28 protein-coding genes and 1 tRNA gene are annotated in these 26,584 nt (G+C 59.6%); 8 read left to right on the forward strand and 21 right to left on the reverse strand.

What is annotated here, in order from left to right; translation table 11 throughout:
• Window positions 1–246 precede the first annotated feature (246 nt).
• A tRNA-Arg gene (locus ICA16_RS19395) sits at window positions 247–323 on the forward strand.
• A 66-nt stretch (window positions 324–389) separates the two neighbouring features.
• On the opposite strand, the gene ICA16_RS19400 is transcribed toward ICA16_RS19395, so the two are convergent.
• From ICA16_RS19400 to ICA16_RS19430, 7 genes are all read right to left on the reverse strand, one after another.
• On the reverse strand, window positions 390–707 hold the full coding sequence (locus ICA16_RS19400; RefSeq protein WP_210701281.1) for a type II toxin-antitoxin system RelE/ParE family toxin: 318 nt from the start codon (window positions 705–707) through the stop codon (window positions 390–392).
• Window positions 704–1,003 (reverse strand): type II toxin-antitoxin system Phd/YefM family antitoxin, encoded by a 300-nt coding sequence (locus tag ICA16_RS19405; protein WP_150618399.1) that lies wholly within the window; start codon window positions 1,001–1,003, stop codon window positions 704–706. Before ICA16_RS19405 ends, ICA16_RS19400 begins: the two co-directional genes overlap by 4 nt.
• 107 nt (window positions 1,004–1,110) lie before the next feature.
• The gene (locus ICA16_RS19410; RefSeq protein WP_210701282.1) at window positions 1,111–1,383 is read right to left on the reverse strand and encodes a hypothetical protein; all 273 of its coding nucleotides are present in this window, start codon (window positions 1,381–1,383) and stop codon (window positions 1,111–1,113) included.
• A 21-nt stretch (window positions 1,384–1,404) separates the two neighbouring features.
• A complete protein-coding gene (locus ICA16_RS19415) occupies window positions 1,405–1,995 on the reverse strand; it encodes a hypothetical protein (RefSeq protein ID WP_210701283.1) in 591 nt (196 codons plus the stop codon).
• On the reverse strand, window positions 1,992–2,573 hold the full coding sequence (locus tag ICA16_RS19420) for an RNA polymerase sigma factor (protein ID WP_210701305.1): 582 nt from the start codon (window positions 2,571–2,573) through the stop codon (window positions 1,992–1,994). The genes ICA16_RS19415 and ICA16_RS19420 overlap by 4 nt, the downstream gene beginning before the upstream one ends.
• A 29-nt stretch (window positions 2,574–2,602) precedes the next feature.
• On the reverse strand, window positions 2,603–4,276 hold the full coding sequence (locus tag ICA16_RS19425) for a vWA domain-containing protein (RefSeq protein ID WP_210701284.1): 1,674 nt from the start codon (window positions 4,274–4,276) through the stop codon (window positions 2,603–2,605).
• Between the two features lie 87 nt (window positions 4,277–4,363).
• Window positions 4,364–4,924, reverse strand: a complete 561-nt coding sequence (locus ICA16_RS19430; protein ID WP_210554428.1) for a YbhB/YbcL family Raf kinase inhibitor-like protein — start codon at window positions 4,922–4,924, stop codon at window positions 4,364–4,366.
• 139 nt (window positions 4,925–5,063) lie between these two features.
• On the opposite strand from ICA16_RS19430, the gene ICA16_RS19435 reads away from it, so the two are divergent.
• Window positions 5,064–6,587 (forward strand): FAD-dependent oxidoreductase, encoded by a 1,524-nt coding sequence (locus ICA16_RS19435; protein WP_210554429.1) that lies wholly within the window; start codon window positions 5,064–5,066, stop codon window positions 6,585–6,587.
• A 102-nt stretch (window positions 6,588–6,689) separates the two neighbouring features.
• Here ICA16_RS19435 and pgaD read toward each other — a convergent pair whose 3' ends face one another.
• The 11 genes from pgaD to ICA16_RS19490 all read right to left on the reverse strand — a co-directional run bounded on the left by pgaD (window position 6,690) and on the right by ICA16_RS19490 (window position 20,885).
• Window positions 6,690–7,217 (reverse strand): poly-beta-1,6-N-acetyl-D-glucosamine biosynthesis protein PgaD, encoded by a 528-nt coding sequence (gene pgaD, locus ICA16_RS19440; RefSeq protein WP_150603962.1) that lies wholly within the window; start codon window positions 7,215–7,217, stop codon window positions 6,690–6,692.
• The gene (gene pgaC / locus ICA16_RS19445; protein ID WP_150603963.1) at window positions 7,214–8,569 is read right to left on the reverse strand and encodes a poly-beta-1,6-N-acetyl-D-glucosamine synthase; all 1,356 of its coding nucleotides are present in this window, start codon (window positions 8,567–8,569) and stop codon (window positions 7,214–7,216) included. The genes pgaD and pgaC overlap by 4 nt, the downstream gene beginning before the upstream one ends.
• 1 nt (window position 8,570) lies before the next feature.
• Window positions 8,571–10,568 carry a poly-beta-1,6-N-acetyl-D-glucosamine N-deacetylase PgaB gene (pgaB, locus tag ICA16_RS19450; RefSeq protein WP_210701285.1) on the reverse strand — a complete coding sequence of 666 codons (1,998 nt, stop codon included), beginning with the start codon at window positions 10,566–10,568 and terminating at the stop codon, window positions 8,571–8,573.
• Window positions 10,569–10,580: 12 nt separating this feature from the next.
• Window positions 10,581–13,061 carry a poly-beta-1,6 N-acetyl-D-glucosamine export porin PgaA gene (gene pgaA, locus ICA16_RS19455; protein ID WP_210554431.1) on the reverse strand — a complete coding sequence of 827 codons (2,481 nt, stop codon included), beginning with the start codon at window positions 13,059–13,061 and terminating at the stop codon, window positions 10,581–10,583.
• A 255-nt stretch (window positions 13,062–13,316) separates the two neighbouring features.
• Window positions 13,317–14,822: a YdgA family protein gene (locus ICA16_RS19460; RefSeq protein WP_150618388.1), complete on the reverse strand. Its 1,506-nt coding sequence runs from the start codon at window positions 14,820–14,822 to the stop codon at window positions 13,317–13,319.
• Between the two features lie 317 nt (window positions 14,823–15,139).
• On the reverse strand, window positions 15,140–15,775 hold the full coding sequence (locus tag ICA16_RS19465; protein ID WP_042557045.1) for a hypothetical protein: 636 nt from the start codon (window positions 15,773–15,775) through the stop codon (window positions 15,140–15,142).
• 92 nt (window positions 15,776–15,867) lie between these two features.
• On the reverse strand, window positions 15,868–17,310 hold the full coding sequence (locus ICA16_RS19470) for an efflux transporter outer membrane subunit (protein ID WP_150603967.1): 1,443 nt from the start codon (window positions 17,308–17,310) through the stop codon (window positions 15,868–15,870).
• A complete protein-coding gene (locus ICA16_RS19475) occupies window positions 17,307–18,194 on the reverse strand; it encodes an efflux RND transporter periplasmic adaptor subunit (RefSeq protein WP_047299245.1) in 888 nt (295 codons plus the stop codon). Before ICA16_RS19475 ends, ICA16_RS19470 begins: the two co-directional genes overlap by 4 nt.
• Window positions 18,191–18,400 (reverse strand): DUF1656 domain-containing protein, encoded by a 210-nt coding sequence (locus tag ICA16_RS19480; protein ID WP_007917703.1) that lies wholly within the window; start codon window positions 18,398–18,400, stop codon window positions 18,191–18,193. The genes ICA16_RS19475 and ICA16_RS19480 overlap by 4 nt, the downstream gene beginning before the upstream one ends.
• Window positions 18,397–20,460 carry an FUSC family protein gene (locus tag ICA16_RS19485; RefSeq protein WP_150603968.1) on the reverse strand — a complete coding sequence of 688 codons (2,064 nt, stop codon included), beginning with the start codon at window positions 20,458–20,460 and terminating at the stop codon, window positions 18,397–18,399. The genes ICA16_RS19480 and ICA16_RS19485 overlap by 4 nt, the downstream gene beginning before the upstream one ends.
• Window positions 20,457–20,885 (reverse strand): MarR family winged helix-turn-helix transcriptional regulator, encoded by a 429-nt coding sequence (locus tag ICA16_RS19490; protein ID WP_191626464.1) that lies wholly within the window; start codon window positions 20,883–20,885, stop codon window positions 20,457–20,459. The genes ICA16_RS19485 and ICA16_RS19490 overlap by 4 nt, the downstream gene beginning before the upstream one ends.
• A 202-nt stretch (window positions 20,886–21,087) precedes the next feature.
• On the opposite strand from ICA16_RS19490, the gene ICA16_RS19495 reads away from it, so the two are divergent.
• Window positions 21,088–21,366: a CopG family ribbon-helix-helix protein gene (locus ICA16_RS19495; protein WP_210701286.1), complete on the forward strand. Its 279-nt coding sequence runs from the start codon at window positions 21,088–21,090 to the stop codon at window positions 21,364–21,366.
• Entirely contained in the window at window positions 21,363–21,644 is a 282-nt protein-coding gene (locus ICA16_RS19500; RefSeq protein ID WP_200616439.1) for a type II toxin-antitoxin system RelE/ParE family toxin, read from the forward strand. Before ICA16_RS19495 ends, ICA16_RS19500 begins: the two co-directional genes overlap by 4 nt.
• A 3-nt stretch (window positions 21,645–21,647) precedes the next feature.
• Here ICA16_RS19500 and ICA16_RS19505 read toward each other — a convergent pair whose 3' ends face one another.
• Both ICA16_RS19505 and ICA16_RS19510 read right to left on the reverse strand, forming a co-directional pair.
• Window positions 21,648–21,893 (reverse strand): DUF2789 domain-containing protein, encoded by a 246-nt coding sequence (locus tag ICA16_RS19505; RefSeq protein ID WP_210701287.1) that lies wholly within the window; start codon window positions 21,891–21,893, stop codon window positions 21,648–21,650.
• Window positions 21,894–22,021: 128 nt separating this feature from the next.
• Entirely contained in the window at window positions 22,022–22,483 is a 462-nt protein-coding gene (locus tag ICA16_RS19510) for an aminoacyl-tRNA deacylase (protein WP_210701288.1), read from the reverse strand.
• A 174-nt stretch (window positions 22,484–22,657) separates the two neighbouring features.
• On the opposite strand from ICA16_RS19510, the gene ICA16_RS19515 reads away from it, so the two are divergent.
• From ICA16_RS19515 to ICA16_RS19530, 4 genes are all read left to right on the forward strand, one after another.
• Complete coding sequence (locus ICA16_RS19515; RefSeq protein ID WP_224450897.1) at window positions 22,658–23,188, forward strand: NfeD family protein; 531 nt, start codon at window positions 22,658–22,660, stop codon at window positions 23,186–23,188.
• 2 nt (window positions 23,189–23,190) lie between these two features.
• A complete protein-coding gene (locus tag ICA16_RS19520; RefSeq protein ID WP_150603973.1) occupies window positions 23,191–23,949 on the forward strand; it encodes a slipin family protein in 759 nt (252 codons plus the stop codon).
• A gap of 295 nt (window positions 23,950–24,244) precedes the next feature.
• Complete coding sequence (locus tag ICA16_RS19525) at window positions 24,245–24,610, forward strand: type II toxin-antitoxin system RelE/ParE family toxin (protein WP_150603974.1); 366 nt, start codon at window positions 24,245–24,247, stop codon at window positions 24,608–24,610.
• Window positions 24,603–24,908: an XRE family transcriptional regulator gene (locus tag ICA16_RS19530; RefSeq protein ID WP_150603975.1), complete on the forward strand. Its 306-nt coding sequence runs from the start codon at window positions 24,603–24,605 to the stop codon at window positions 24,906–24,908. The genes ICA16_RS19525 and ICA16_RS19530 overlap by 8 nt, the downstream gene beginning before the upstream one ends.
• 103 nt (window positions 24,909–25,011) lie before the next feature.
• Here the strand turns inward: ICA16_RS19530 and ICA16_RS19535 are convergent, their stop codons facing one another.
• A complete protein-coding gene (locus ICA16_RS19535; protein ID WP_228734201.1) occupies window positions 25,012–26,565 on the reverse strand; it encodes an efflux transporter outer membrane subunit in 1,554 nt (517 codons plus the stop codon).
• Window positions 26,566–26,584: the final 19 nt, after the last annotated feature.

Below are 26,584 nucleotides of genomic sequence, written 5' to 3' on the forward strand. Positions count from 1 at the left end.
AAGGACAATAGGGCGTTCGAAAAAAAGAACAAAAACGGCGTGTTTGTGGAAATTTTCAGATCAACGCACAAAAAGCCCCGGCCGCAGCAAAACCATAGAACAGCCCTGCGAAAGCGCCAAGCGAGGGTTTTGCAGGACGTTACCGCTTTATGGAATGCAGCGTTTTATTCCGACACGCGCACTGACAATAGGTGCCGAAACGCAGCATGGACGCCCCGAGCCGACCTAGGTATGATGTCGCCCGCTGCACCAGTAGCTCAGCTGGATAGAGTACTGCCCTCCGAAGGCAGTGGTCGTGGGTTCGAATCCCGCCTGGTGCACCATGAATAGAAATGAAAAAGCCCCGGACTGTGATGGTCCGGGGCTTTTTTGTGGGCGACTGTATTTAACTATTGAGGCTGGCGATCCAGGTTATCGGAATCAAACAGTCGAGCAATGTCGCGCGCACTATGCAGAACCCGCTCTACCTGAACATCGCTCTCTATAAGTGAGTAAAAAATCAGGTATCGACCGTGGGCGATCATTTTCAGCCCTTTGGCAGCTTCATCTCGGGATATTCCTTGATTCGGCTGGCTGACCAACTGATCACAACGAACACGCAACTCACCAATGAAGCTCCGAGCCCGTCCGGGATTGTCACGAGCAATGTAGCGGGTAATCTGCTGAAGATCCTCACGGGCGAGTGCGGAAAATAACAGCCGCCTCATACACGATTCTGCTCAGACTCTACATCATCAATCAGCGCATCGAGCTCGGCAAAAACAGTGTCTGAAGCTACCGCCTGACGATGGTCATTACGACTTGCGGCAATCGCCTCGCGCAATTCAGCGGCTCGCAAGCGATCCAGCAGCTCCTGATACGTCGCGTGAGCCAACAAATAGGCGGCGGGACGATTATGGTTGAGAACGGCGATAGGCTCCAACCCGGCCTGCTCGATCACAGTGCTGGGGCTGCGTTTCAATTCGGTGATACTTACCGAGCGGTTAGCGAGCAACTGCTCCATAGAGCCTCCAAAGGTACATAAAAATGTACTTTATAGTGCTCTTTTTTTGAGATCAGGGTCAACGAGCAGCTTGGTTACTTATAAAGTGTAAGTCTGGCGAACCGGCACTACTCCGTCGTCCAATCAAACTCATCGTAATCCTCATCCTCCTCGTCTTCCCCTTCAACCTCCTCCTCAAAAACGTCCTCTTCCTGAAGCACATCCTCTTCCTGCTGGCTCAGCAGAAATTCCTTACGCGCTTCGGTAATCGCGCGCCGCATCTCTTCGCCCTTTTGCGGGCAATTGAGGAGTTGGGCGATACGGTCGATTTTTGGTGCCACGGTGTTCTCCAGCGCTTCAGCTATGGCCCGATAGTGCGCGTTTTTGCGGGGCAATGCCAAATGGCTGGGCGAACAGGGCGGTCAGTTCTTCTGGATTTGTTTGAGCCGGGCGTCGAGGTCGGCGTTTGGGTAGCGTTTGTGCAGGTTGTTGAACAGGCTGTCGGCGGCTTGTGCTTGGCCGGATTCGCGCAGGCGCAGGACTTCGCGCAGTTGTTCGTCGAGGCCGTTGGCCGGGGCGGCGGCGCGTTTGCTGACTTTGGCTTCGTCGGCCTGGATCGATTCGCTTTGCATCGGCGCGGCCATTTCTGCCATCGGCGCGGGTGCGGACATGGCGCCTGCCGGGGCGCTCAATGCTTCGGGCGCTTGTTTACGCGCCAGTGGCGCGGCGGGTTTGGCGGCGGGCGCAAAGTCGAATTGCTGCTGCGGCTCGGGCGCGCGTTGCACCAACGACAGCATCAGGGCCACGCCTACGAGGCTGGCGAATGCGACTTGCCAGCGCGGTTTGCGGCAAGCGTCGAGCCAGCGTTGCCACAGGCTTGGCTTAACCGCCGGGCCTTCGCGCAGGGCAGCATTGAGGATGAACGCATCAAGGTGCGTTGGCGGTTCAGCGTTGTGCTGTTCGCGCACATGTTTAATGACCGGATCTTCGGGTGTCTGGCGGGCGTCGTTCATGTCAGTACCTCCTCGGCCAGCAGCCGACGCAGTTTGTGCTGGGCGTAGCGCAAGCGGCTTTTGACGGTTTCCAGCGGCGTTTCGGTGAGGCTGGCGATTTGCGCCAGGTCGAGGTCGCCGTGGGCGCGCAGCAGGAACACTTCGCGTTGATCGGTGGGCAGCGATTGCAGGGCGTTTTCCAGGCGCTGACTGTCGCGACTGAGACTCAGCAGTTGTTCGGGATCGGTGGCTTCATCGCTGATCGCGTGGATTTGTTCATCGTAACTGTCGTGCAGCGGTTGCCGGGCGCCATGTTTGCGCCAATGGTCGATCAGACGGTTACGGGCAATCTGGAACAGCCATGTACGAAATGTCGCTCGACCTTGTGGCTGACTGCCGCTGCGGATCAGGCTCAGCCAGGTTTCCTGAAAGACTTCGTCAGCCAGTTCGGGTTTGCCACTCAAACCGAGCAGAAACCGATACAAACCCTGACGGTGGCGGGCGTACAAGATCTCGAACGCCGCGCCGTCGCCCTCGCGATAACGCGCCAACAGCGATTCATCGCTGCTGGCGGTGGGGCTGTCCGGCGAAGCAAACAGCTGACTGATGAAGCCTTTCAGACGACTCACTATTCAATCCGTCGCTCAGTGGGCAGTGCATTCGATGCGGTGGAGTTGCGCAGGCTCTGCGCCAGTTCGACCAGTTGCACAAACTCGTTGCGAAGACCAAAACGGTCATCGCCACGGGCACCACGGGCCAGCGCTTCGGTGTCCTTCAGGTTGAAATCGCCGGTATAACGACCGTCCTTGAGTTGCTGGGAAAACGCGGCGACCGCCGCAGCAAAACGCAAATCCTCGCTGGCTGGCACAACCTGATTGGCAATCGGCCGCTCGATCAGCAGACTTTTCCCACCTTCAGGCTGTTGATATCGCACACGCAGCATTGCCAACTCCCCATTCTTCTCGGAAACAGCCGCACTCGATTTACCGTAGCGAAGCGGTTCCAGCCAGCCCTTCTCGCCTGCCGGAACAATTTCATACAACGCCGTCACCGTGTGTCCTGCGCCGATTTCGCCAGCATCGACTTTGTCATTACTGAAATCCTCACGCTTCAACGCACGGTTTTCGTAGCCGAGCAGGCGATACTCGCTGACTTGCGCGGGATTGAACTCCACCTGCAATTTGACGTTTTTCGCCACCACGGTGAGCGTCGAGCCGAGTTGATCCACCAGCACTTTGCGCGCCTCGCGCAGGTTGTCGATGTAGGCGTAGTTGCCATCGCCGGCATCGGCCAGTTGTTCCATCAAGTGTTCATTGTAGTTATCCACACCAAAACCCAGGGTGGTCAGGGAAATACCGGTTTTACGTTTATCCACAGCCATTTGTTTAAGGCTGTCGAAGTCGCTGACGCCGACGTTGAAGTCGCCGTCGGTGGCCAGCAGGATGCGGTTGATGCCTTTGGCGATAAACCCCTGTTGTGCCATTTGGTAGGCCAGTTCGATGCCGGACGCACCGGCAGTGGAGCCGCCCGCAGTTAGTTGCTCGATGGCTGTACGAATCTTCGCTTTTTCTCGTCCGGATGTGGGCTCAAGCACCACTCTGGATTCGCCGGCATACACCACCAGCGAAACCCGATCCTGATCACGCAATTGATCCACCAGCAGTTTCAGCGTGCTTTTGACCATCGGCAACCCTTCGCGGCGATCCATCGAACCGGACACGTCGACCAGAAAAACCAGATTGGCCGGGGCCAATTGCGCAACCGCGCGGTCAGAAGCCTTGATGCCGATGCGCAGTAAACGCGTGTGCGGGTTCCACGGCGATACTGCCAGTTCGGTGGTTACGCCAAAAGGTGAGCCATCGCTGGGCAATGCGTAGTCGTAGGGGAAGTAATTGACCATTTCCTCCAGCCGCACCGCGCCTTCCGGTGGCAGGCGTCCCTGATTGAGCAAGCGGCGAACGTTGGCGTAGGCGCCGGTATCCACATCGGCGCTGAAGGTCGAAACCGGCGTTTCGGCGACGCTGTGGATCGGATTGTCGGCAAGCGCCTGATATTGCTCGCGCTGCTCGTCGCGATAGCCTTGTGGATAACTTTCCCCGGCAGGCATTGCGGCAAAACTGGCAATGGGTGCCGGACGTGCGCTGCGCTTGGCCATGGCACCGTCAGCCATGATCACTTCATGTTGCACAACGGCTTCAGTCTGAGCAGGTGCAGCAGCGGAATCAGGTTTGGAAGAGACACCGCAACCGCCGATGGCCAGCAAAATACCGACCACTACAGGACGCAAAAAAGGAAGAGACATGGGGGCTGACCTCGGGATGAAATTGATCATTCATCCACTGAGACGGGCAGCCCTTTCAGTTCGGGTTAAACGCGACTGAAAAAATTTTCAGCGGTGATAACGCCGCACCGCACTGCTGTTGCGCAGCACGTGGCCTTTGATTTTTTCCATCAGTTCGGCACGGGTCAGACCGGCAGGCAAGGCGTCCGGGGCCAGATCCAGCGCGTAGAGCTGGATGATGTAGTGATGCGCGCTGTCGCCGACCGGTGGGCACGGCCCCATGTAATGAGTGTTGCCCTTGCTGTTGGTGCCGCCGACGCCTTCGAAAGCGGATTTGGCACCGACACCCGCAGCAATCTGGTGAGTCGTCGGCTTGATGCCGTAATGAATCCAGTGATCGACGCCCAGGCCTTTCTGGCCGTCCGGGTCGTGCATGACAATCGCGTAGCTCAGGGTTCCGGGAGGGCCGGCGTTCCAGCTCAGCGCGGGTGACTGGTTCTTGCCGCCGCAACCGGCCGCATCGCTGGCCGCGGCAGAAGTGAACAGACGGTTATCCGACACACCGGGGATGCTCAGGGTGAAGCGCTCCTGGGCCTGCGCCGGAAACTGCACGCAAAGGGCGACGGCAATGGCCGCCAGCCAAGGATTGAGAGAGGTCAATCGGGTCATTCCGGGAGCACCTTGTGCAGTTGGGCCGTCGTCGGCTTGCAAACTATAGCTGTACCGTTCGTGCCTTGGCAGTAGCAAATGGCTGAACCTCGCACTGCGCCGCAAACTCGTAAGAGAAATGCCCGCGAGGAAGCCGAACATGTCTCTGCACCGTGTCGCCCGTTTCGCCGATGTTCCTGAAGATCGTGGTCTGGAAGTGAAAATCGGCGACTGCAAGATTGTGCTGCTGCGTGCCGCCGGCGAATTACGAGCGTTTCAGGGTGAATGCCCGCATGCCGGCGCGCCTTTGGCTGACGGTGCGTTGTGTCATGGACGGCTGATCTGCCCGTGGCACAAGGCGACTTTCCGCGCCGAAGACGGTGCGCTGTGCGAGCCGCCAGCCCTCGACAGCCTCAAGCGTTATCCGCTGGAGCTGCGTGACGATGAGGTTTGGGTGGATGACCAGCCGATTGCCGATCCGCACATCCCGCCAGCTGACGATACACGCACGTTCGTGATTGTCGGTGCGGGTGCGGCAGGCACCGCGTGTGCGGCGGCGCTGCGAGAAAAGGGTTTTGGCGGCCGCATCACAATGATCGACCGCGAGCCCGATGCCGGGTACGACCGCACGGTGCTGAGCAAATTCGTCCTCGCTGGCGAGATGCCGTCAGAAGAAATCCCAGCGTTGCGTGATGAAGCTTTTTATAGAGAGCAACGTATCGAACGCCTCCAAGGGGAAATCACCTCACTCGATACGCAAGCGAAAACCATTCATTTGAGCAATGGCAACGCGGTGAGTTATGACGCCGCCGTGCTGGCCACCGGCGGCGAACCCAACCCTCTGGAACTGCCCGGCGCCGAACTGCCGCAAGTCTTCGTCCTGCGTTCAAAAGCCCAGGCTGAACAGATCATGAACGCCGCCGCACCCGATCAACGCGCAGTGATTATCGGCGACAGCTTCATCGCTCTCGAATGTGCCTCGGCCCTGCGCCAGCACGGCCTCGACGTCACAGTACTCGCTCGCCACGCGATCCCTTTCGCCGCTCAGTTCGGCGACGCTGTGGGCAAAGCCATCCGCGCCTTGCACGAAGAAAACGGCGTGAAGTTCATCACCGCGCATGAGGCGCAGGAGATCACCGGCAGCGGTAAAGTCGAGGCGGTGCTACTGGACAATGGTTTGCGACTTTCGGCGGATCTGGTGCTGGCCGGCGTCGGCGTACATCCCGCCACCGAAGCTTTTGCGTCACTGCCGAGGGATGAGGATCAATCTCTGCGCGTCGATGCGGGCATGCGTGTGGAAGAAGGTCTGTGGGCCATCGGCGATATCGCCACGTTCCCGCTGAGCGGCCAGCCACAGCGCATCGAACACTGGCGACTGGCCCAGCAACACGCGCGAATCGCCGCCGCCAATATGCTCGGTGGCGACGAGCATTACCTTGATGTGCCGTTTTTCTGGACGTGGCACTTCGGCAAGAACTACGAATACCTCGGCCATGCCGAGCTATGGGATGAGATCGAATTCATGGGTGAACCCGAGCAGCCGCCCTTCATCGGCCTGTTCGGCAAAAACGGTATCGTTGTCGCGGCAGTGGCCTGCGAAAAAGAACGGGCGATGGCGATACTGGCTGAGCGTATGAAGCAACCGTTGCCGATGGACGTGGCCTGGAAACTGATCCGCGAGTAAACACCAATCCCGTGTAGGAGCTGCCGCAGGCTGCGATCTTTTGACGTTAAAAAGATCAAAAGATCGCAGCCTGCGGCAGCTCCTACAGGACCCTAAGTTCATTTATCGGGTCAGCGGCTCGCGGTTGTCGTCATCTTCAGCGTGCAAGAAGATCACCCGCGGATGCTCCAGCGGTGCCAGTGGCGATGGCAATTGCGCTTGTGTCACTGGCCAGAAATGCGTCACCACATGACTGATGTCACCTTCCTGATCGTTGTGGATGGTCATCACCCCGGGCGTGCGCAGTTTTTGCAGACGGTCATCGCAGAGTTTGAAACTCTTGCTCAGCCCTGCATCGTCGATCACCGGTGACGGCAAACGACGCTGAGCGAAGCTTCTGCTTTTGCGCTGTTGATAACGCGCCCATGCAATCAGGATCACGGCGTTGACCACAGCGATCCACAGGTAAATCTGCAACGTGCCCAGCGCATCGAACGCCGAGCTGTCGATGCGCGGCGCGCCGGCGTGGGTTTCTATCAGCGGCCATAGCCCGCGCATCAGCAGAAACAGCAGGCCGACCCAGGCCAGCACGGTGAGGATAACGTCGATCACGACCAGGATTGGCCGCTGGCGGGTCCGGATGATTTTCATTTGATGACTTCCTCTTCGTCGTCGCCGATCGGTTTGATGCCCCGATCAGGACTGACCCAACGCGCACGTTTCTGATGCTGGCCGAACAGCACCTTGGGGAAACTGACCAGCGTGGTCAGCAGACTGATCAACCAGAACACCAGCGGGTACCAGATCACCCAGAACATCGTCCGGCCCAGCCCCGGTTCATAGCGGCGGTCGATGACGATGCTGACCGCAAACTGCACCAGACACACGAACGCCAGCAGCAACCCGGTAAATGCCGGCGGCATCAGGTGGTCCACCGCGATGGCTTCTGGCATGACCACAAATTTGCCGACGCCCCAGAAAATCACCGACAGCAGGAAGGTGAACGCCCAACCGGTCGACAGGCAGTATTCGAACAGCAGCGGCCACAGGTAACGATGGCGGTACTGCCAGATGCCGCGAATGTTCTTGAACAGCACTTCGGCGCCACCCTGTGCCCAGCGCAACCGCTGCTTCCACAGGCCGCCGAGGGTTTCCGGCATCAGAATCCAGCACAGGGCGCGGGGCTCGTAGAAAATGCTCCAGTGGTCGAGTTGCAGCTTCCAGCTGATGTCGATGTCTTCGGTGATCATGTCCGGGCTCCAGTAGCCCACCCGGTTCAGCGCCGAGCGGCGGAACGCGACGATGACGCCGGAGACGGTGAAGATCCGCCCGAACACGCGCTGAGTGCGTTTGATCAAACCGATGATCGATGAGAACTCGCCGACCTGCACCCGTCCGACCAGCGTCGAACGCGTACGAATCCGCGGGTTGCCGGTCACCGCGCCGAGGCGTGCGTTGTCTAGCATCGGCGCGACCAGATAGGCCGCCGTGTTCGGCGCCAGCAGCGCGTCGCCGTCGATGCACACCAGATATTCACTGCGCGCGGCAATCGCGCCCATACGCAGGGCGACAGCCTTGCCCTGGTTTTCCGCCAGGTGCAGGACGCGTAGCCGCGGGTCTTCCTTGGCCAGCCGGTCGAGCACTTCGGCGGTGTTGTCCTTGGAGCCGTCGTTGATCGCGATGACTTCGATGTTCGGGTAATGCTGGGCCAGCGCCGCATGGATGGTGTCGGCGGCGTTGTCGCCTTCGTTGTAGCAAGGGATCAGGATCGAGATCAGCGGCTCGCCTGCCAGTGACGGCGGCAGCGTGTCGTCCTTCCACGGCCAGTGCCGCTCCCAGTGCAGCCAGAAATACAGGCCACCGGCAATCCACAAGCCAGACATGAACAACGGGTAGAAAAACACGAAGTCCATCAGGAACTGGCCGGTGACCAGGAAGATCAGCCCCAGCGGTACGCCGAGGACGAGCGCCAGAACAAGCAGGGCTAACAGTCTATCCAGCATGTCATGGGTTCCATTTGTTGGAGAGTGCAGGCCGTACGGTTTTCAGGTCCGGCAGGTTGTCGAGGAAGTTGTCCGGGTAGTAGCCGAAACTGGTCGCGCCCTGACGCTTGAGGCGGCCCATCCAGTCCGCCAGATGCGCGCCATCGATGTCGGCCTGATCCTTTTTCGTCCAGTCGCGGGCCTGCAATTCGAATACCGTGCGGTTCAGCGCGCCGGGGCGTTTGCTGACGGTTTGCACCAGGGTTTCCAGCCATGGGCCGGACTGTTCCTGAGTCTGTTTTTCCATCAGCGGCATGGCCATCGGCGCCGTCCAGTCGTAGGTCGCGAGGAAGTCATCGAGGTTCTGTGCATACCATTCTTCGCTGTGTGGATTGAGCATCGGCTCGGCGAAGATGTTGCGCGCGGTCTGCACTTGCGGCCCTCGAATGGCGCGGACTTTGGCGGTGAGTTCGTTGGTGAAATCGATCAGGTAACGACTCTTGAAGCGCGTCCAGCGCTGCATCGCCGCCGGGTCATCACGCAGTGCCGCGATCGAACCCGGCAAGCCGTTTGCGGCGTATACCTTCAATGCTTGCGGGCCGGCGTCCTCGAAGTCCGAGAGCACGGCATCGTCGTGGTAAAGGATGCCGTCTACCGAAGTCAGACGCGCCACGTCTTCGTAGATTTCACCAATAATTCGGCGTACTTCCGGATCGAACGGCGACAGCCGTTTGTACTGATCGGGAGCGACCGAGGTGGCACCGGTTTCCGGATCCCAGCGCATGACGCGCGGCAATTTCGAATCGAGAGCAAAACTCAGCACCGGCATCCAGGCGAAGACTTTGACGTGAGCACGGGTACGCAGTTGCCAGGCCACACGGTCGAAAATATCCGCGCGCACCGGCAAGTGGCGGTTGGGGAAGTACAGTGAGTGCACCAGACCGTCGCCCTGCGGATCGGCGAAGGCTTGCAGGAATACGGTGTTGGCGCCCATGTCGGCCATGCGCTGCACCAGTTTGCCGAGGTTGATGTCCTGCTGCACCGGGTCTGGGTCGTAGACGTTGTCCAGATCCACGTGCACCACGCGCATGGCGAAATCCGCCTGCGCCGAGACAATGCTGTTGGCGAAATGCGTGCCGTCAGGATCGGAAGCGACGAGGAAGCGCGGGCTGCTCATCAGGTTGTCGAGGGCGTCGAGACCGTCGTCGAGGGTCAGGGCCATTTCGTAGCCCTCCTCGCCCACCACGGTCAGCGAAGTGCCGTCCGCCGCGCCATATGGCCAGACCCAGACCCGCGGTTTGTAACCGGTGGCCTTGCGGATTTTTTCCGAGATATTGCTGACGTCGGTGCGAATCCGCGCCTGGAAATCGGCCTCGGATTCATAGCGTTTGGTCAGCGGATCGTAGCGTCGGGTCGCGGCAGCAGGCTGCAGGTTGCCTTGCGGGTTGGCGAGGATGCCTTTGTGGTTGGCATCGGTGTGGGCGGCGATTTCCACCAGCCCGGACCTGGAGATCTCGCGTACCTGCTCCCAGGTCAGGAAGTCGGAGCGCGCTCGCGGCGTACCGGCAAAATCCACTGGCTGGTTGAGCGGCGTGTCGATCCAGCTTCCGACCGGCGCCAGCAACGCGTGCCAGTTATAGGCGCGCAACACTGGGAGCACGCGGGTGTAAAAGCTTGAATATCCGTCGTCGAAACTGAGCAGGATCGCCTTCGCCGGCAACTCTGGTCCACCCTTGCGGGCAGCCATGATCTGGTCGACCGTGACCGGTTTGTAGTTGTTCTCCCGCAGCCAGGCGAGCTGTTCGATCATGCGCTCGGTGCGCACCGCCACCACGGCCTGATCGGGATCAAGATCTTCGACATCGTGATAAGCGATGCCGAGCACGTGATTCTTCGGCCACGGTTTTTCACTGGCCGCCACCGGGCGCTCGGAGGGCGGTGTGAAGGCCGGGGCTTGCTGGGCGCAAGCGCTGACCAGCAGCGCTCCCAGCAGAAGGATGAAACGCGAAATAAAAGGCATCTTCAAACTCTTCTAGAAGCGGAAAGTGAGGTCGACGAGCAGACGCAGATCGGTCTCCCGATCGCCGTCATAGGGCCGGTTGATCACACTGAACAAACCGCCCACCTCGAACACGTCGTTCCAGGCATAACGCTGGCCGTAGCCGAGCAACGCCATGCCGCCGGTGCCGTGATTACGCTGGCTGTACGTACCCGCACCCGCCTGGAACTGCTGGCTCCAGGAGGTTTCGTAACGGTGGTAGAGCACGTGATTGACGTTGATCAGCGGCATCACACTGAAGTCGGATTTGGGGTTGAAGTACGGCACGTCATCGGATTTGGAGTTGTGGCTGGTGCCGACTTCCAGGCCCGCATCGACTTGCACGTTCGGCGCGCTGTAGACGCCTTCGCGTCCGGTGAGCAAGGCTTCGACGCGGTTGTTGCCATCACTGAAGTGCGACGGGCTCACCGACAGCCGCCACTCGCGGCTTTCGTTGGCGCGCCAGCGGATAAACCCGCTGCCACCGTTGGCCTTGATGTCGCTGTTGAGCGCGCGCAACGGCGTCTCCGCCGAGAGGTATTCGAGGCTGCCGCCGTACTGCCAGTTGTCATTGATGTCGCGGGCGATCGCCAGTCGCGCACCCTGTTTGTCGCCGAAGCCATAATCGTGATTGGAGATTTCGGCTTCGAGGGTCATGTCGCGGGTGCGACGCTCCAGACCGACGCGTTGAAAACGGTGGTGGCCGGTGCCTTCGGCGAAGTCGCCAGTGGCATAACCGGCACCGGCGAACACGCGCCAGTCTTCATCGATCGGCGGGCTGTACAACGTAGTCTGGATACCGAAATCGCGACTGCCACTGACCGCGCCGCCATCGCCGCCGCTACCGCCATTGGCCTTGCCGCCGTAGGCTTCTACGCGCAGTTCGGACATGTCGTGGACTTCACGCTCGCGAGCCAGACGCTGCACCTGACGGTTGTCCGGATAACGCGCGACCACATCGTCGGTCAGCGCATCCATCTGCCGCCATTCCTGCAACTGCATGGCGGTGCGGGCCTGAGCAACTTCCAGGCCCATGTCGCGCGGCACCATGCTTTCGGTGTCCTTGAGCTGGATTTCAGCGCGACGTGGCCAGTTGCGGGCCAGGTACAGGTCGGCTTGAGCCAGGCGCAAACCGACGTTGCCCGGCGCCTGATCGACCAGCGTCTGCAAACGCTCTTCGCCATGGGGCAGGTCGGAGCCATAGGTACCGGCCTGCGCTGCGAGTTGCTGGGCGTCCATCCATTCATCGTTTGGGTTGCCTATTGGCAAGCCCTTGAGTTCAACGCGTGGGCGCTGGGACTTGGCCAAGTCTTCGGCGACTTTGCGCGCTTCGTCGGCGCGGTCACTTTCAAGCAGCGAGTAGTACAGCGCAGTGGTGTCTTCCAGACGATCACCGACATCGGCGTCCGGCGCCGACAGCACTTGGCGATACAGATCAGAGGCTATTTCTGGCTCGCGCTGGTCCAGATAGGCTGCGGCCACCCAGCGCTGGGCGTAGGTGGGAATCTTCACGCCTTCGGCTTGCAGTTTCTGGTATTCGCTGATGATGTCGGCGGTACGCGCCCGGGCCTTGAGCGCGCCCATGCGGTCGATGCGCCAGCGGGTCACGTCGTCTTTGGCGCTGGCGTCGGGCGTCCAGGTGGCGAGCAGTTTGTCGTAATCGGCCAAGGCACGGTCGGCGATCACGTAGCGTTCTTTTTCGCTGCGAGTCGCGAGTTCAGCGAGGCGCACGCGTTCGGCAGCCAGATCGCCTTCGAGGCGACGCAGGGTGACCGGATCGATCAACCCCGGACGCTGATGGGCCAGGCGCAGTGCCGGTTCCGGCAGACGCGCCTTTTGCAGCGCGACCACGTATTCGCGGGCGACTTCCGGTTTGTTGCCAGCGCGGATGAAGGCCTGATCGTATTCGAACAAGGCGTCATATTGCTTGCCGGCACGGCTAAGCGCGTAGCCCAATGCCAAACGGCGCGAAGGATCATCAGGCTTGGCGGCGACCAGCGCTTTGGCGCGAGTTACGGCTTGATCGGGTTGGCCGGCGTCAGCCTGAGTCAGGGCCAGACCCAGTTGCAGGTCGGCGTTGTCCGGCTCCAGCGCCAAGGCCTTGTTGTAGACCTGTGTCGCCTGATCCCAACGTTTGAGGTTGCGATAGGCGCGAGCAGTGGCCGTCAGCGCCTGAATCGGCAGCACGCGGGCGCGGCCCTGGGTTTCATAGACCTGCACCACTTCGGCGTCGAGCCCGGCCCAACTGGCAATTTGCAGGTGATCGCTGATCTGTCCGGTGGTCGCCTGACCCGGCGGCACCTGACGCAGCACCGTCAGCGCAGGCGTGGTTTGCCCGGCACGGGCGTCGCGCACCATCTGATCATAGGGTGCATCGGCAAACGCGAGAGCCGGCCAAAGTAATTGGCTGCACAGCGCTACGCGGAACAAAGGGCGTAAACCACGATGCAATACGGGAACATCAATACGCGGCATTCGTCAGCATCCTTACATGGCTAGCCGGGTCTCAATGCCCTCCTTGCCCATTCGTAACGGAGCCGAGCCAACAACGCTCGGCCAAGCTTAGTCAGGCAGTTTGCACGCAAGCGCTGAGCAAAATCCGGAACACAATAATTGTTCAGAATCGTGATGGCGGCTTGGCAGGAGCGCTGAAAACCCGAACACCAGACAGCAAAACGCCCGGCGTCTGTGCAAGACAGAGGCCGGGCGTTTGCTGTTAAGGGCGCAGTATTACTGCACTTGCGTGACGCCCGCGAACTTGTTCATCAGGAAGGCGACAAACTGCTCGACGGTCATTTTCTGGCCGTTGAATTCCACCTGATTGGCGGCGTAATGCAGCTTGGTCACGACATTGGTGCCATCCACGGTCGCCAACTGCGAACCGACGGCCATGCCCGAGAACATGTCGGCCGCACCGCTGGCCTGATCGACGATAGCTTTGGCGTCGGTCTGACCATCAAGCTGCGCCTGGACGCTGAGCAGATCGATCAGCATTGGCTTGGACACGACGATATTGAGATCGAGCAACGCGATCAGCTGTTTGCCCAGTTGATCCGGTGGCAGGTCCATCGATTGCGGCTTGGTCAGGTCGATCACCAGATTGGCGCGACTTTCACCATTGGCGGTTTTCAGAGAGAGGTTCTCCAGCGCCACTTGCGGACCAGCCGCCAGCAGCTTTTGCAGGTCGGCTTTGACCTGAGCCGATTCGGCTTCGGTCAGGTTCAGTTCCGGCGCCGGCAAGCCTGCTTCTGCAGCTTCGGCAGCGGCTTTTTCGTAAGGCTGCAATTTGGTCTGATAGATCTGCATCAGCGACATTGTCGACGGAATGTCGAGGTTCTTCAGGCTGAATGCCAGGTTGGCCGAACCGATTTTCTTGTCGTTGAGGGTGACTTCGTCAACCTTGTAATCGGCGCGACCGGACGCATTACTGCCGCTTTCTTCGGTGAGGTTCTTCATCTCGAAGCCCTTCACGCCGAGCACCGATTGCTTGGTGCCGAAGGTGGTTTTGCTGTTGGTCAGTTCCAGGGTGTTGGCGCCGGTGTAGTAGCCGAAGCTGCTCTTGGCGAGGTTGCTGGCCAGGGTCAGACCGTTGAGTTCGATCTGCACGGGCGCCTGGTCTTCAGCCACGGTGACCAGTTTCAGGCTGTCCATGTAACCGTCAGCCTTGACCTTTTGCGCTTGGGCGCTGGCGGAAATATTCATGGTCAGGCCGGAGAATTTCAGGCTCGATTGCGCATCCAGTGCGGTTTCCAGTGGCAGCAGGTCGATGGTGCTGGTGGTGGATTCGTCGTAGCCGATGTTGGTCACGCCTTTGAGCGGTGCTGCACCCTTGGTCGCGGCGAACCATTTTTCGGTGGCCGGGTTCTTTTCCAGCTCGTAATTGCTGGTGGCCATGACCGGCAGCCACTTCAGCGACACCAGACGCGAGAACGGCAGCGGGCCGTGCTCGATGTGGTCGACAAACAGCAGCTCGACCGGCGCATCGCCAAACAACTCGCCTTCACCTTTGAGTCGATAGTGCGCGGTGCTGGTGAACGTGTGGCGCTCCAGCGACACCAGTTCCAGCGACGCCGTGCCATTGGAGCCGGCCATCGCGGTTTGCAGTTCTTTGTTGGCGTTGGTGACGGCGTTGTTCAGTACGCCTTCGATCTTGGTCCCGGTGTACCAGGCCCCGCCTGCGCTGATCGCACCGATAGCAACAACAATTCCGAGTAGCACGCCTGCTGATTTATTCATGAATGACCTGATCGATTTCCGTGGCTGAAAGTGTGGTCGTCTTCCCTGAACCCGTGACCGGGTTACGGCTCGACTCCGCTTGAATTAGCGGTGGAGATTAGCACTGGGCACGGGATACGGCCCAATGTTTAAAGGTGAAAGAGTGTCTATGGGGAGTGTGGACAGTCGACAGGCTGGAAGAGTTTCGCTGTTTTTGCAGACGCTATCGCTGGCAAGCCAGCTCCCACAGAGACTTGGGTGATCACAAAAATTGTGAACACCACAAAAACCTGTGGGAGCTGGCTTGCCAGCGATGAGGCCCGTTGATTCAAAGGAGATCAGGAATACTGAACCTCGATCTCATCGAGCTGATGATCAAAGCTCTTCAACCGCGCAGTCCAGGTATACACCAGCACTTCAAAATCCCGATCGATCACCGCGCCACTCGGGCCATCGGCGCGCGGATCGCAGTAATCCAGTTGATAGCGTTCGCGGGCCATGGCCGTGGCGACATCGGACAGTTCGCGGGCATTGTTCAGCCAATGCCAGCCCTCATCGTCGAACTGCTTGTCGAGTTCCAGGCATTGCTTCTTCAGCGCTTCGAGGCTTTTTTCCAGCGGCGTGCCGGTGAGTTCGCCCATGACCTCGGCGAAGGTACGCCCGGGTTGCCAGTAGCTGCCCCAGAAATATCGGTCGAACACGGTTTCGACCCGGCGCAGGGCGACTTTGGTGTCCCAGATCAGCACCAGGGTCTTGCCTCGTTCAAGCTGTCGTTTCTTGACTCGCTGAACCTGCAGAGACGCCCAGGCCACCACGACGATTGCCATCACCGCGATCAACGCCACAGCGCTGTCGAGGAAAATCATCGCCTTGTCGATCTGGTGGGCCAGCATGATGCCGTAAAAATAAGTGGCCGAAAGCAGCACCAGCGCTGCCAACGAGCACCAGAAGCCGAGAGCGTAAGGGTTTTTCATTATTGGTTTCCCCTAGACCAGCGCTAGCAATGTGCGCTGAAGGGACGCTTTGCACGGGGCGCCCTTTCAACACTTCAAGCATAGCTACGGCGTCAGGGTTTGCTCGGGCTTGAGGCTTGCGTTCGTCCGCTTTCCCAACCGCCGCCGAGGGCGAGGAACAAATCGATCTGGCTCATGGCGACTTGAGTGTTGGCAGCGGCCAGTTGCGCGGTGACATCGGTGTAGGTGCGTGTTGCTTGCAGGTCGGCGAGGAACGACTCGCGGCCGGCCTGGAAGAAGCGGTGCGTCTGGTCTGCAGCCAGTTTCGCCGATTGCTCGGCATCGGCCAGTGCATCACGACGCTGCAACAAGGCAGTGTACTGAGCCAGCCCCGTTTGGGTTTCGCGAATGGCGTTGAGCACCACGCCGTCGAAATGCGCCAGTGCGCCTTGTGTCGCCGCTTCGGCTTCGCGAATGCGCGCACGGGCACCGTTGGTCGGCACCTTCCAGCTCAGCGACGGGCCGAAGCCCCAACGGTTGGTCGATGGATCGCCTAAATCGTCGATAAGACCGACGGTACCGATCGTCGCGCCAATGCTGATGTCCGGGTACAACTCGCCGGTGGCGACACCGATTCCGGCGGTCGAAGCAGCCAGCCGCCGTTCGGCCTGGCGAATATCAGGGCGGCGCTTGAGCAACGCGGCGCCATCACCGACCGGCACCAATTGCGCGATTTTCGGTAGCTCGGCGCAGGTCGCTGTGCCCGTCGGCAATTGATCAACGGGTTTGGCCAGCAGCATCGACAGACGAAACAGCCCAGCCTGACGCGCCGCTTCGTAACGTGGCAGGTCAGCGCGCAGAGATTTGAATTGGGTTTGCGAGCGGGTGACCTGGGTTTCGTCGCCACGTCCGGCATCACGCAAGCGCTGGGTCAGCGTGGTGCTTTGCGCTTGCAGATCGAGAGAATGCTCTGCGATTTCCCGCTCCTCATTCGCTGCACACACCTGGGTATAGGCGCGAACCACGTCAGCCACCAACGTGATCCGCGCGGTGTCCGCTGCCGCCTGGGTCGCATCGGCGTTGGCCTTCGCGCCTTCGATGCCGCGTTGCAAGGTGCCCCACAGATCGAATTGATAAGAAGCGCTGATGCCGATATCGCCGACGTTATCGACCGGGACTTTTTCCGGCAGCAGGAACGCCTGACCGGATTCCTGCAATCGCTGCGCGCCCATTTTTACACCAGCGCTCCAGCCACCCGCCGCTTCGGCCTCATCGACCTGCGCGCGGGCTCGCGACAGGTTCGCCGCCGCCACGCGCAGATCCGTGTTGGAGGCCATGGCCTGCTGCACCAGTTGATCCAGACGTGGGTCCTTATAAAGGCGCCACCAGTCAGCCGGCACTGGCGCCGACACCACCGGTTTGCCAGCCACCGCCAGTTCGCCCTGAATGTCTTTGCGCTGAACAGCCGCCTCATCGGGCACCTGGTAATCCGGCCCGACCATCTGACAGGCCGAGAGCATGACGCCCAACCCGGCGATCATCAGGGCCTTGTTCATTGCTCGGGCTCCTGTTTCCTGTCGTCAATGATCGACACCGTGGCGGTCCGCCCGGCGATCATGCGGAAGTCTGCGGGCACCTCATCGAAGGCAATGCGCACCGGAATCCGCTGCGCCAGTCGCACCCAACTGAACGCCGGATTGACGTTCGGCAGCAGATTGCTGCCGCTGCTGCGGTCGCGGTCTTCGATGCCGGCGACGATACTTTCGACATGCCCGCGCAGCCGCGCACGGTCGCCAATCACACGGATATCCACCGACTGGCCGACATGAATGCCGTCGAGTTTGGTCTCTTCAAAATAGCCGTCGATGTGGAAGGAATTGCTGTCGACCAGCGACAGCACCGGACGCCCGGCAGTGACGAATTCCTGAGGACGCGGCGCACGGTCGTTGACGTAGCCATCCACCGGACTACGGATTACCGAGCGATCAAGGTTGAGCTGAGCGCTGTCCACGGTCACCAGCGCTTCGGCCAGCGCCGATTGCGCACGGGCGACACGCGACTGGCTCGCTTCCAGTTGCTCTGCCGGCACCAGATTGCCCAATCCACGGTTTCGCTTGGCTTCACGCTGCGCTTGCGCCAGGGTCTCTTCGCGATCCGCGACCGCGGCTTTGGCCTGACGCAGCGCCAGTTTGAAACGATCCTGGTCGATGCTGAACAGCACCTGGCCACGCTTGATCAGCTGGTTGTCCTTCACCTCGACCTGCTGGATCAGCCCGGAAACGTCCGGGGCGATCTGGATGATGTCGGCGCGAATGTGGCCGTCGCGGGTCCACGGCGCGAACATGTAATACATCACCATGCGCCAGACGAGGACAACGGCAAAAGTCACGATCAGCAGGGTCAGTACCACGCGACCGATGGTCAAAAACGGTTTTTTCATGTCATCAGGTATCGACTGAGTGAGTCCACGCCGTACAGAAGTACGGCGTAGAGCGCCACGTTGAACAATGCCCGGTGCCAGACCAGACGGTAAAAGTGCACGCGCGTGAGCACGGCATGCACCAGCAAAAACAGCACATAAGTGATGCCCATCAACACCAGCAGGGTCGGCAGGAAAATGCCGCTGATGTCCAGATCACCGATCATAGGGGCGCTCCATCGGGCAGCGGTTCTTCGGGCTCGGCGCTGGAAACGAATTCAACGCCGGGCAGCAATGCCAGACGCAAACCGCTCAGGGCGTGCAACAGGTGTAGCCGGGTTTCTTCGTCGCCGTGGCCATTGAGCGCACGGCGGGTGCGGTCCAGGGTCATCAGCAAAGGGCTCGGCGCCGGCAGACGTTCACCAGCCTTGAGGCAAGCGCGGAAATACCCGCCGACCTCGCTTACCACTTGCTGCAACAGTGCCTTGGGTACGCCGGTCATCCGCGGGGTGTAGGCAAGCAAGTCGAGCAGGTTCAGGCCCACTCGTACTTCGCGCATGGCAATGCCGGTGTCCTGGCCAGTCAGCGCTAGACGCGGCAGGTGCTGCATCAGCCGATCAAGCAACTGCACGCCCAGCTTGCGGTGTTCAGCAAGATTGGCCGGTTCGGTCATGTCGACAATGTCTTTCCAATTGAACCGGGTAAGCCGTTTGGCTGCCAACTCGGCACCGAACGGACGCGCCACCAGCGTCCAGATGAACGCGAACAACAGGCCGATCGGTCCCGCCAGATTGGAGTTCACGAAGGCAAAAAAGTCTGCATCGTAAGCCCCCTGAATACTGATGAACGACGAGGTGTTGACCAGCGTCAGCAGCATGCCGAGGTAGAAACGCGGCTGTACCGTCAGGGTGCCAACGCAGATAAACGGGACGGCAAACGCCAATACCAGCATCGGAAAATCGTGCAGGTTCGGCAGAATCAAAAACAGATACAGGCTGGCGAACAGCACCGACATGCCGGTCCAGAAAAAGAACCGGTAAATCTGCGGCGCCGGGTCGTCCATCGAGGCGAAGAAGCTGCACGCTACTGCCGCCAGAATCACCGCACTGCCGCCATCCGGCCAGCCGAGCAGAATCCACAGCACCGAGGCGACGATGATCGCCAGAATCGTTGACGCCACCGAATAGAGCATCAGCCCACGGTCGATAAACGGCGTCAGACGGCCGAGGCGCCAGTGGCGATAGACCGCGCGCCAGCTGTCCTGGCGCTCGCAGAGAATCGCGTCTTGCAGACTGCGGCAGTCTTGCCACAAATCGATGAATTCGCCGAGGCGATAAATCGCGTTGGAAAACAGTAATTGCTTGCGGTCTTCAAGTGCTTCGGCGCTTGGCTGCAAGGCTTCGAGCTGATCTTTGAGTGCCTGCCAGCGGTCGAGATCGGCGTCGTTATGATCGAGCCATTCACGGGTCGCGGCCAGCAGCGGTGCGAATTTTTCCACCAGTTCCGGGGTGCGTCGTTCGAGGGCGTAGAGCGAGTCTTCGAGGGCATCGATCACCGGTAACAGGTGGATCATCCGCCCACGCAGCTCCTTGGTATTACGCACGGTTTGCGGCCGCGAGCCTTCGTGGGGCAACTGGCCGATCATCAGTTCGAGACTATTGAAACTGGCGACCATCGCCATGCGTAAAGCAGTGACTTCTTCGGGCTGCACGTCGCGGCTGAGAAATTTCAGGCTGTAGGTCGACGCGTCGGCGAACCATTTGCCCACGGCGTCGTTGAACACCGGCGCAAGGCGACGTGGCCAGAACATCGCACCCACGACGGCAGCGACGGCAATGCCGAGGAAAATCTCTTCGGTACGCGCTTCCGCCACGTCCCACACCGCCAGCGGGTTATCCACCACCGGCAAGGCAATCAGCGGCAGCGTGTAACCGGCCAACATCAATGCGTAACTGTTGGCGGTGCGTAAATGCAGCGACAGGAACAGCAAAATCCCCGTCCACAAGGCGATGACTACCACCAGTACAAAAGGGCTCTGGACGAACATCGGCACAAAAAACACCGCCGCCGCCGCACCGAGAAAAGTACCGATGGCGCGGTACAACGCCTTGGAACTGGTCGGGCCCAGAAATGGGCTGGAAACGATGTACACCGTGGCCATCGCCCAATAGGGACGCGGCATTTGCATGAGCATGGCGATGTACAGCGCGAGCATCGACGCGGCAAACGTGCGGATCCCGTAGAACCAGTCCCGGGCCGGCGGAATGCCAGTGAAAAAACCGTTCAAGAATTAACCACCACGGGCGGATTGGCCGCCTCAAAAGCTCTGAGTACTCGAAGCGTAGCCTCCAGATCACTCTGGTCGATGCCTTCGAGTACTTCGTGACGCAGACGCACCAATTCGACTTCCACCGCTTGCACCAGCTCACGACCGGTGTCGGTCAGGCTCAGGCACTTGGCGCGGCGATCCTGTGTGTCTTCAGTTCGGCAGACGTAACCGGAGTGGCACAACTGATCAAGCAGTCGCACCAGCGACGGACTCTCCATCCCGGCCGCCTGCGCCACTTGCACCTGACGCACACCTTCGCCCAACCGCCCGATCATCAACAACGGGACGGCGCAGGCTTCGGAGATTCCATAGTTGACCAGCGTGGTCTGGCAGATTTTCCGCCAATGCCTGGCGGCCACCACCATGGCACTGCTGATGTTCATCTGGAGAGCGTCGAGGGAATTTGGCACGGGGAAATGGATACTGTTAGTTTGCTAACTATCAATATCGCATTGGAGGGGAAATTCAGTCAAGTTTTGAAACAAATCTCTCCGCTGGTCGCAAGTTGTCGCGGCGAGGTACCTATATAGGTCCCTACGATGTATATACCTCGTCAGTACCAGACGTTTTCCAGGGAGACACGAGATGTCCAAGCATGCCGTTTTTACGATGAAACTCGAGCCAGAGTTGCGCGACCAATTTATGGCAGAGGCTGAAGCCTCACACCGTCCCGCGTCGCAGATCATGCGAGAAATGATGCGTCAGTTTGTTCAGGCTCAAAAGGAAGCCAGAGAGTACGAAGTCTTTTTGCAACGTAAGGTCGACCTGGCTCGGGAAGCAATGGTGGCCGGTGAAGGCATGTCCAACGAAGAAGTTGAAGCACAGTTCGCCGCCAGGCGCAGGCGGGTAGAAAATCAAGAATGAAGATTATCTGGACTAAAAATGCAGTACAGGATCGTGAAGATATTTGGGACTACCTTCACGCCGAAAATCCCAAAGCGGCTCTCGAAATGGATCGTCGCTTCACTGAAGCGGCTTCCCGAATATCCCAAAACCCCAAAATCGGTCCGGCCGGCATCATTTCTGGCACTCGCGAAATAATCCCCCACTCCAGTTATCGTCTCGTCTACCAACTCGATCCAGATGTGATCTGGATAATGGCGCTGGTTCACACAGCGCGGGCGTGGCCTTTCCCAGGGTAGTGACTACCTCTCCCGCCCCTTCCGCAACAACACATTCAACTGATCCACCACTTCCGCCCAGTCCGCATCATCAAGAATCTCGTCCCGCAAAAACTCCGCCTGGCTTTCGCTCCAGAAAAACGCGTCCGCCAGATGCAGCTCTGGTTTGAGTGGGGAATGGGTGGCGATGAATTGGTCGATGCTGACCGGGTCGTTGTCCAGGCCCAGTTGTTTGAATAGCGATGGGAGGCTGTGGTTTGGATTTTCCATTGATGAATTCCTTGGATGACGCGGTGAGTGGAAGAATTTTCGCGAGCAGGCTCGCTCCCACAGGTTGAACTCAATCTCCTGTGGGAGCGAGCTTGCTCGCGAAGGCGTCTGCACGAACGCCACTAAACCTAATGACTCAACTCCCGCACCTGCGCATGCGGCACCATTTTCAGATACTCGGGCATGCTCATGTGCAGCAGGTAGTTGTGGTTGCCAGCCTCCAGATAGATGTCTTTCTGCCGGGTCAGCAGAGGGTCGATGACCATGTCCAACCCGTAGGAATCCCCCAGCGGCGGCACCGCGCCGCGTTCACAGTCATCGAATATGTGCGCCAGATTGCTTTCGCGGGTGAGTTGCCATTCACCAGAGTTGCGCACCTTGCTCAAATCCAGGTGGCGGCTGGCTGGCAGCACGGCCATCAGGTAATGCTCGTGGTGATCGTCGAGGATGACCGATTTCGCTACCCGTTCGGCAGCCACCCCGCTAACCCGCGCGGTCTCCAGGCTGCTGGACGAGTGGCGGTGAGCGACGATGTCATATTCGCACTGCGCCCGGTTCAGGCTGCTTTGCACCTTTTTGGCCATTCGCATGATGCACCTCGGAGTTGCGCTGGAGGGTTGTTGCCGTGTCTTTGAGTCTAGTTCGGCAGGTTGCAGACGAAGGGAAATCCGCTCACCGGACACATCCGCACATTGATCAAAATTCAGCCAGCGCGAGGCTCAACTAGACTGAAAGAACCACCAATGACTGTCGCGGAGGATCACGTGAACAGCCGATGTTGTGCGTTTGTCTGGTTACTCCTGCTGAGTGGGTTCGCCTTCGCCGCCGACACCTCATTACCGCCCATGAGCCCGGTCGGCCTGTGGCTGATCACCCTCGGCATCGTTTTTCTGATTGCCGAAGCCGCGCTGCCCAATTACGGCGTGATTGGCCTGGGCGGGATCATCATGTTCGTCATCGGCGCGCTGATTCTGGGCAACGCCGACTTGCCGGTGCCCATGATGATCGGCCTAGGCCTGATCAGCGCCCTGCTCTTGCTTGCGTTGATCATCCGCGCCTTGAAGACCCGGCCGCGACACGCAGTCAGTGGCGACGCCGGGCTGGTGGGCAGCGTCACGGCAGTGACCACTGTGCACGCGCAAAATGCGCATAACGGCTGGGTGCAACTGCAAGGCGAACATTGGCAGGTGCTCAGCACCACACCACTGCACACAGGGCAATCGGTACGCGTGGTCGGGCGAAACGGCTTACTGCTGCAAGTCAGCGCGACTGACGCGGCTCAACACGGAGAGTGATCATGGGTCTGCAAATCGGTTTTGTTGCGCTGCTGTTGTTGGTGATCGTCCTGGCCGGATCGACGTTTCGCATCCTGCGTGAATACGAGCGCGGCGTTGTATTTCAGCTCGGGCGTTTCTGGCAGGTCAAAGGCCCGGGGCTGATCCTGTTGATTCCGGTGGTGCAGCAAATGGTTCGGGTCGACCTGCGCACCGTGGTTCTCGATGTGCCGCCGCAGGACGTGATTACCCGCGACAACGTTTCGGTGAAGGTCAACGCGGTGCTGTATTTCCGTGTGCTCGACCCGCAGAAGGCCATTATTCAGGTCGAAGATTTCCTCTCCGCCACCAGCCAACTGGCGCAGACCACGCTGCGCGCCGTGCTCGGCAAACATGAACTGGATGAACTGCTGGCCGAGCGCGAGCAGTTGAACATCGACATCCAGCAAGTGCTCGACGCGCAAACCGATGCCTGGGGCATCAAGGTCGCCAATGTCGAGATCAAACACGTCGACCTGAATGAGTCGATGGTGCGCGCCATCGCCAAACAAGCCGAGGCCGAACGTGAACGGCGGGCCAAGGTAATCCACGCCGAAGGCGAACTGCAGGCCTCGGAAAAGCTCATGCAGGCCGCCGAAATGCTCGGCCGCCAGCCCGGTGCGATGCAACTGCGCTACATGCAGACCTTGTCCTCGATTGCTGGCGACAAGAGTTCGACGATTGTCTTTCCGTTACCGATTGAGTTGCTCAAGGGCATGGCGGACTTGTCGGGAAAATCCTGAAAAGCAGTAAGATCGTAGCCTTCGATAAATGTCCGAGAGAGCTGTGTTGCATGCAGGGCTGTTGCCGCAGGACTGCATACGTAACCAAGATATATCCAGGCAACCCACTCCTGAAAAAGCCGAATGAACGCTACTCCCTGACGGATGTACGAAGTCTGGGACAGTGGCGGTTAGCGTCTCGTGTAAGCCCATCAAAGCTCGGTGCCTTTGGCTAAAAGCAATCGGAAGTGCTATGGTCAACCCATCGAAAATATAACCTTGATGGAATATTCCATAGCGCTCATATTCGCTCCCCATGAATTGGGATATCGAATACACCGACGAGTTCGGAAGCTGGTGGGAAGATCTGACTGAAAACGAGCAGACCTCTGTGGCTGCAAGCGTCAAACTCTTGGGTCAATTCGGGCCTGGTTTGCGCTTTCCGCACAGCAGTGCGATCAACGGTGCAAGGCACGGTCGTTTAAGGGAACTGCGCGTACAGCATGCCGGAAGGCCATACCGCATTCTTTATGCGTTTGATCCGAGACGTTGCGCGTTGCTATTGATCGGCGGAGATAAAACCGGTCAGGATCGCTGGTATGAGGTCAATGTTCCGCTCGCCGATCAACTGTACGATGAGCATCTCGAAACATTGCGCAAAGAGGGTTGTAACAATGGCTAAGAAATTCGCCGAACTCGAAGCGCGCATGACACCCGAAGCCCGGGCGCGCGCCGATTCAATTTACGAACAACACATCAAGGAAATGCCACTTAACGAATTGCGGCAGGCCAAAGCCTTGAGTCAGGCCACGCTTGCCGAAACACTACATGTCAATCAGGCTGCCATTTCGAAAATGGAGCGCCGTACCGATATGTATATCAGCACATTGCGCAACTACATCCGTGCGATGGGCGGCGAGCTTGAAATTATTGCGACGTTTCCCGATGGGCAAATCAAAATCGAAAATTTCGCTGGTTGAGCCGCTCGCGCGAGCCTCAACCTGTGAACCCGTCTACTGACTGGAATGCCCGGTAGATGCCGCGTCGTAGCGAATTCGCTGATTCGATCGCTGTATGACAACCTCAGCGCTGAGCCATCTCTCTCTGCGGATACACCGACTCCCATCCCCCACCCAGCGCCCGATACAACCCGACCATCGCCAGTGAAACCCCGGTCGAACTCTCCACCCACTGCTCCTGCGTTGCGAGCAACGCACCTTGCACAGTAAGCACATTGACGAAGTCGGCCACGCCTTCGACATATTGCTGTTGCGCGGTGCGCAGGGCGATCTGGTTCTGGCGTACGGCCTCGGCGAGGCTGTCGCGGCGGCGTTGGCTGGCGTTGTAGGCGGTCAGTTGATCGTCGATTTCGTGCCAGGCACGCAGCACGGTCTGCTGATAGCCGATCGCTGCTTCCTGTTGCTGGGCTTCGCGTAACTGCAATACGCCGCGCAGGCGGCCGCCATCGAACAGCGGCAGACTGAACTGCGGGCCGATGCCGAACGCACGCGAGCCCCACGAGCCGAAATCACTGAGCTGCATCGCTTGCGAACCGAGGTTGCCGGACAGGGTGATGCGCGGATAGAAATCACCCTTGGCCACACCGATGTTGGCGGTGGCGGCATGCAGTCGTGCTTCGGCTTGGCGGATGTCCGGCCGGCGCTCAGCCAGTTGCGACGGCAGGCCAATAGCAACTTTCAGCGGCGACTGTGGCACCGCGGCGTCTGTGGATAATTCTTTATCAAGAGCCTGTGGAGGCTCGCCCATCAACAGGCTGATCGCGTTGATCAGTTGCGATTGGCGCTGTTCGAGTGCAGGCAAGCGCGACTCGATGGCGGCGACTTGCGCAGCGGCTTCGGCGACGTCCAGATCGGTCGCCACGCCATCGTTGAGACGCAGCTGCGAGAGCTTGAGGCTGTGGCGGGCGACGTCGAGATTCTGCTCGGTGACGGCGCGAGTGTTCTGTACGCCGCGCAGCTGGATGTAGTTCTGCGCAGTGTCGGCGAGCACCGCCAATAGCACGCCGCGACGGTCGTTTTCAGCGACTTCGAGGTTGGCGTCGGCGGCCTCGGTTTCGCGGCGCACGCGACCCCAGAAATCCAGTTCCCACGAGGCAGAGAAACCGGCGTCCCACAGGTTGAAGGCGGAATCGCCGTTGTGCCCGGACGGGTCGTTCAGGCCTTCGCCGCTGTTGCGTTTGCGCCCGTAACTGCCGGTGGCGGCGGTAGTCGGGTAGCGCTCGGCAGTGATGACCTGACGTGCGGCACGGCTCTGTTGCAGACGGCTGCTGGCCAGTTGCAGGTCGAGGTTGCTGCGCACGGCGCGCTGGGTCAGGGCCGACAGTTGCGGGTCGTTGAAGACTTCCCACCAGCGCTCGTTGAGGGGCTCGCTGACAGCTTGGCTGGGGGCGGATTGGGATGGCTTGGCCCAGTTGGCGATTTGCGTGGCTTCGGGTTTTTGGAAATCTGGGCCGACGGTGCAGGCGGTGAGGCTGACAGTGAGCAAGGCACCGAAGGTGAGTTGCTGCCACTGGCCCAATCGCTGGCAAGCCAGCTCCCACAGGGAACTGTGTCTGGAGTGATTAAGTTGCACAGCCTTCAAAATTCCTGTGGAAGCTGGCTTGTCGGATCGCCGCATCGCAGCGATTGGGCCAGTC

Source organism: Pseudomonas anatoliensis, assembly GCF_017976235.1.
Taxonomy (GTDB): domain Bacteria; phylum Pseudomonadota; class Gammaproteobacteria; order Pseudomonadales; family Pseudomonadaceae; genus Aquipseudomonas; species Aquipseudomonas anatoliensis.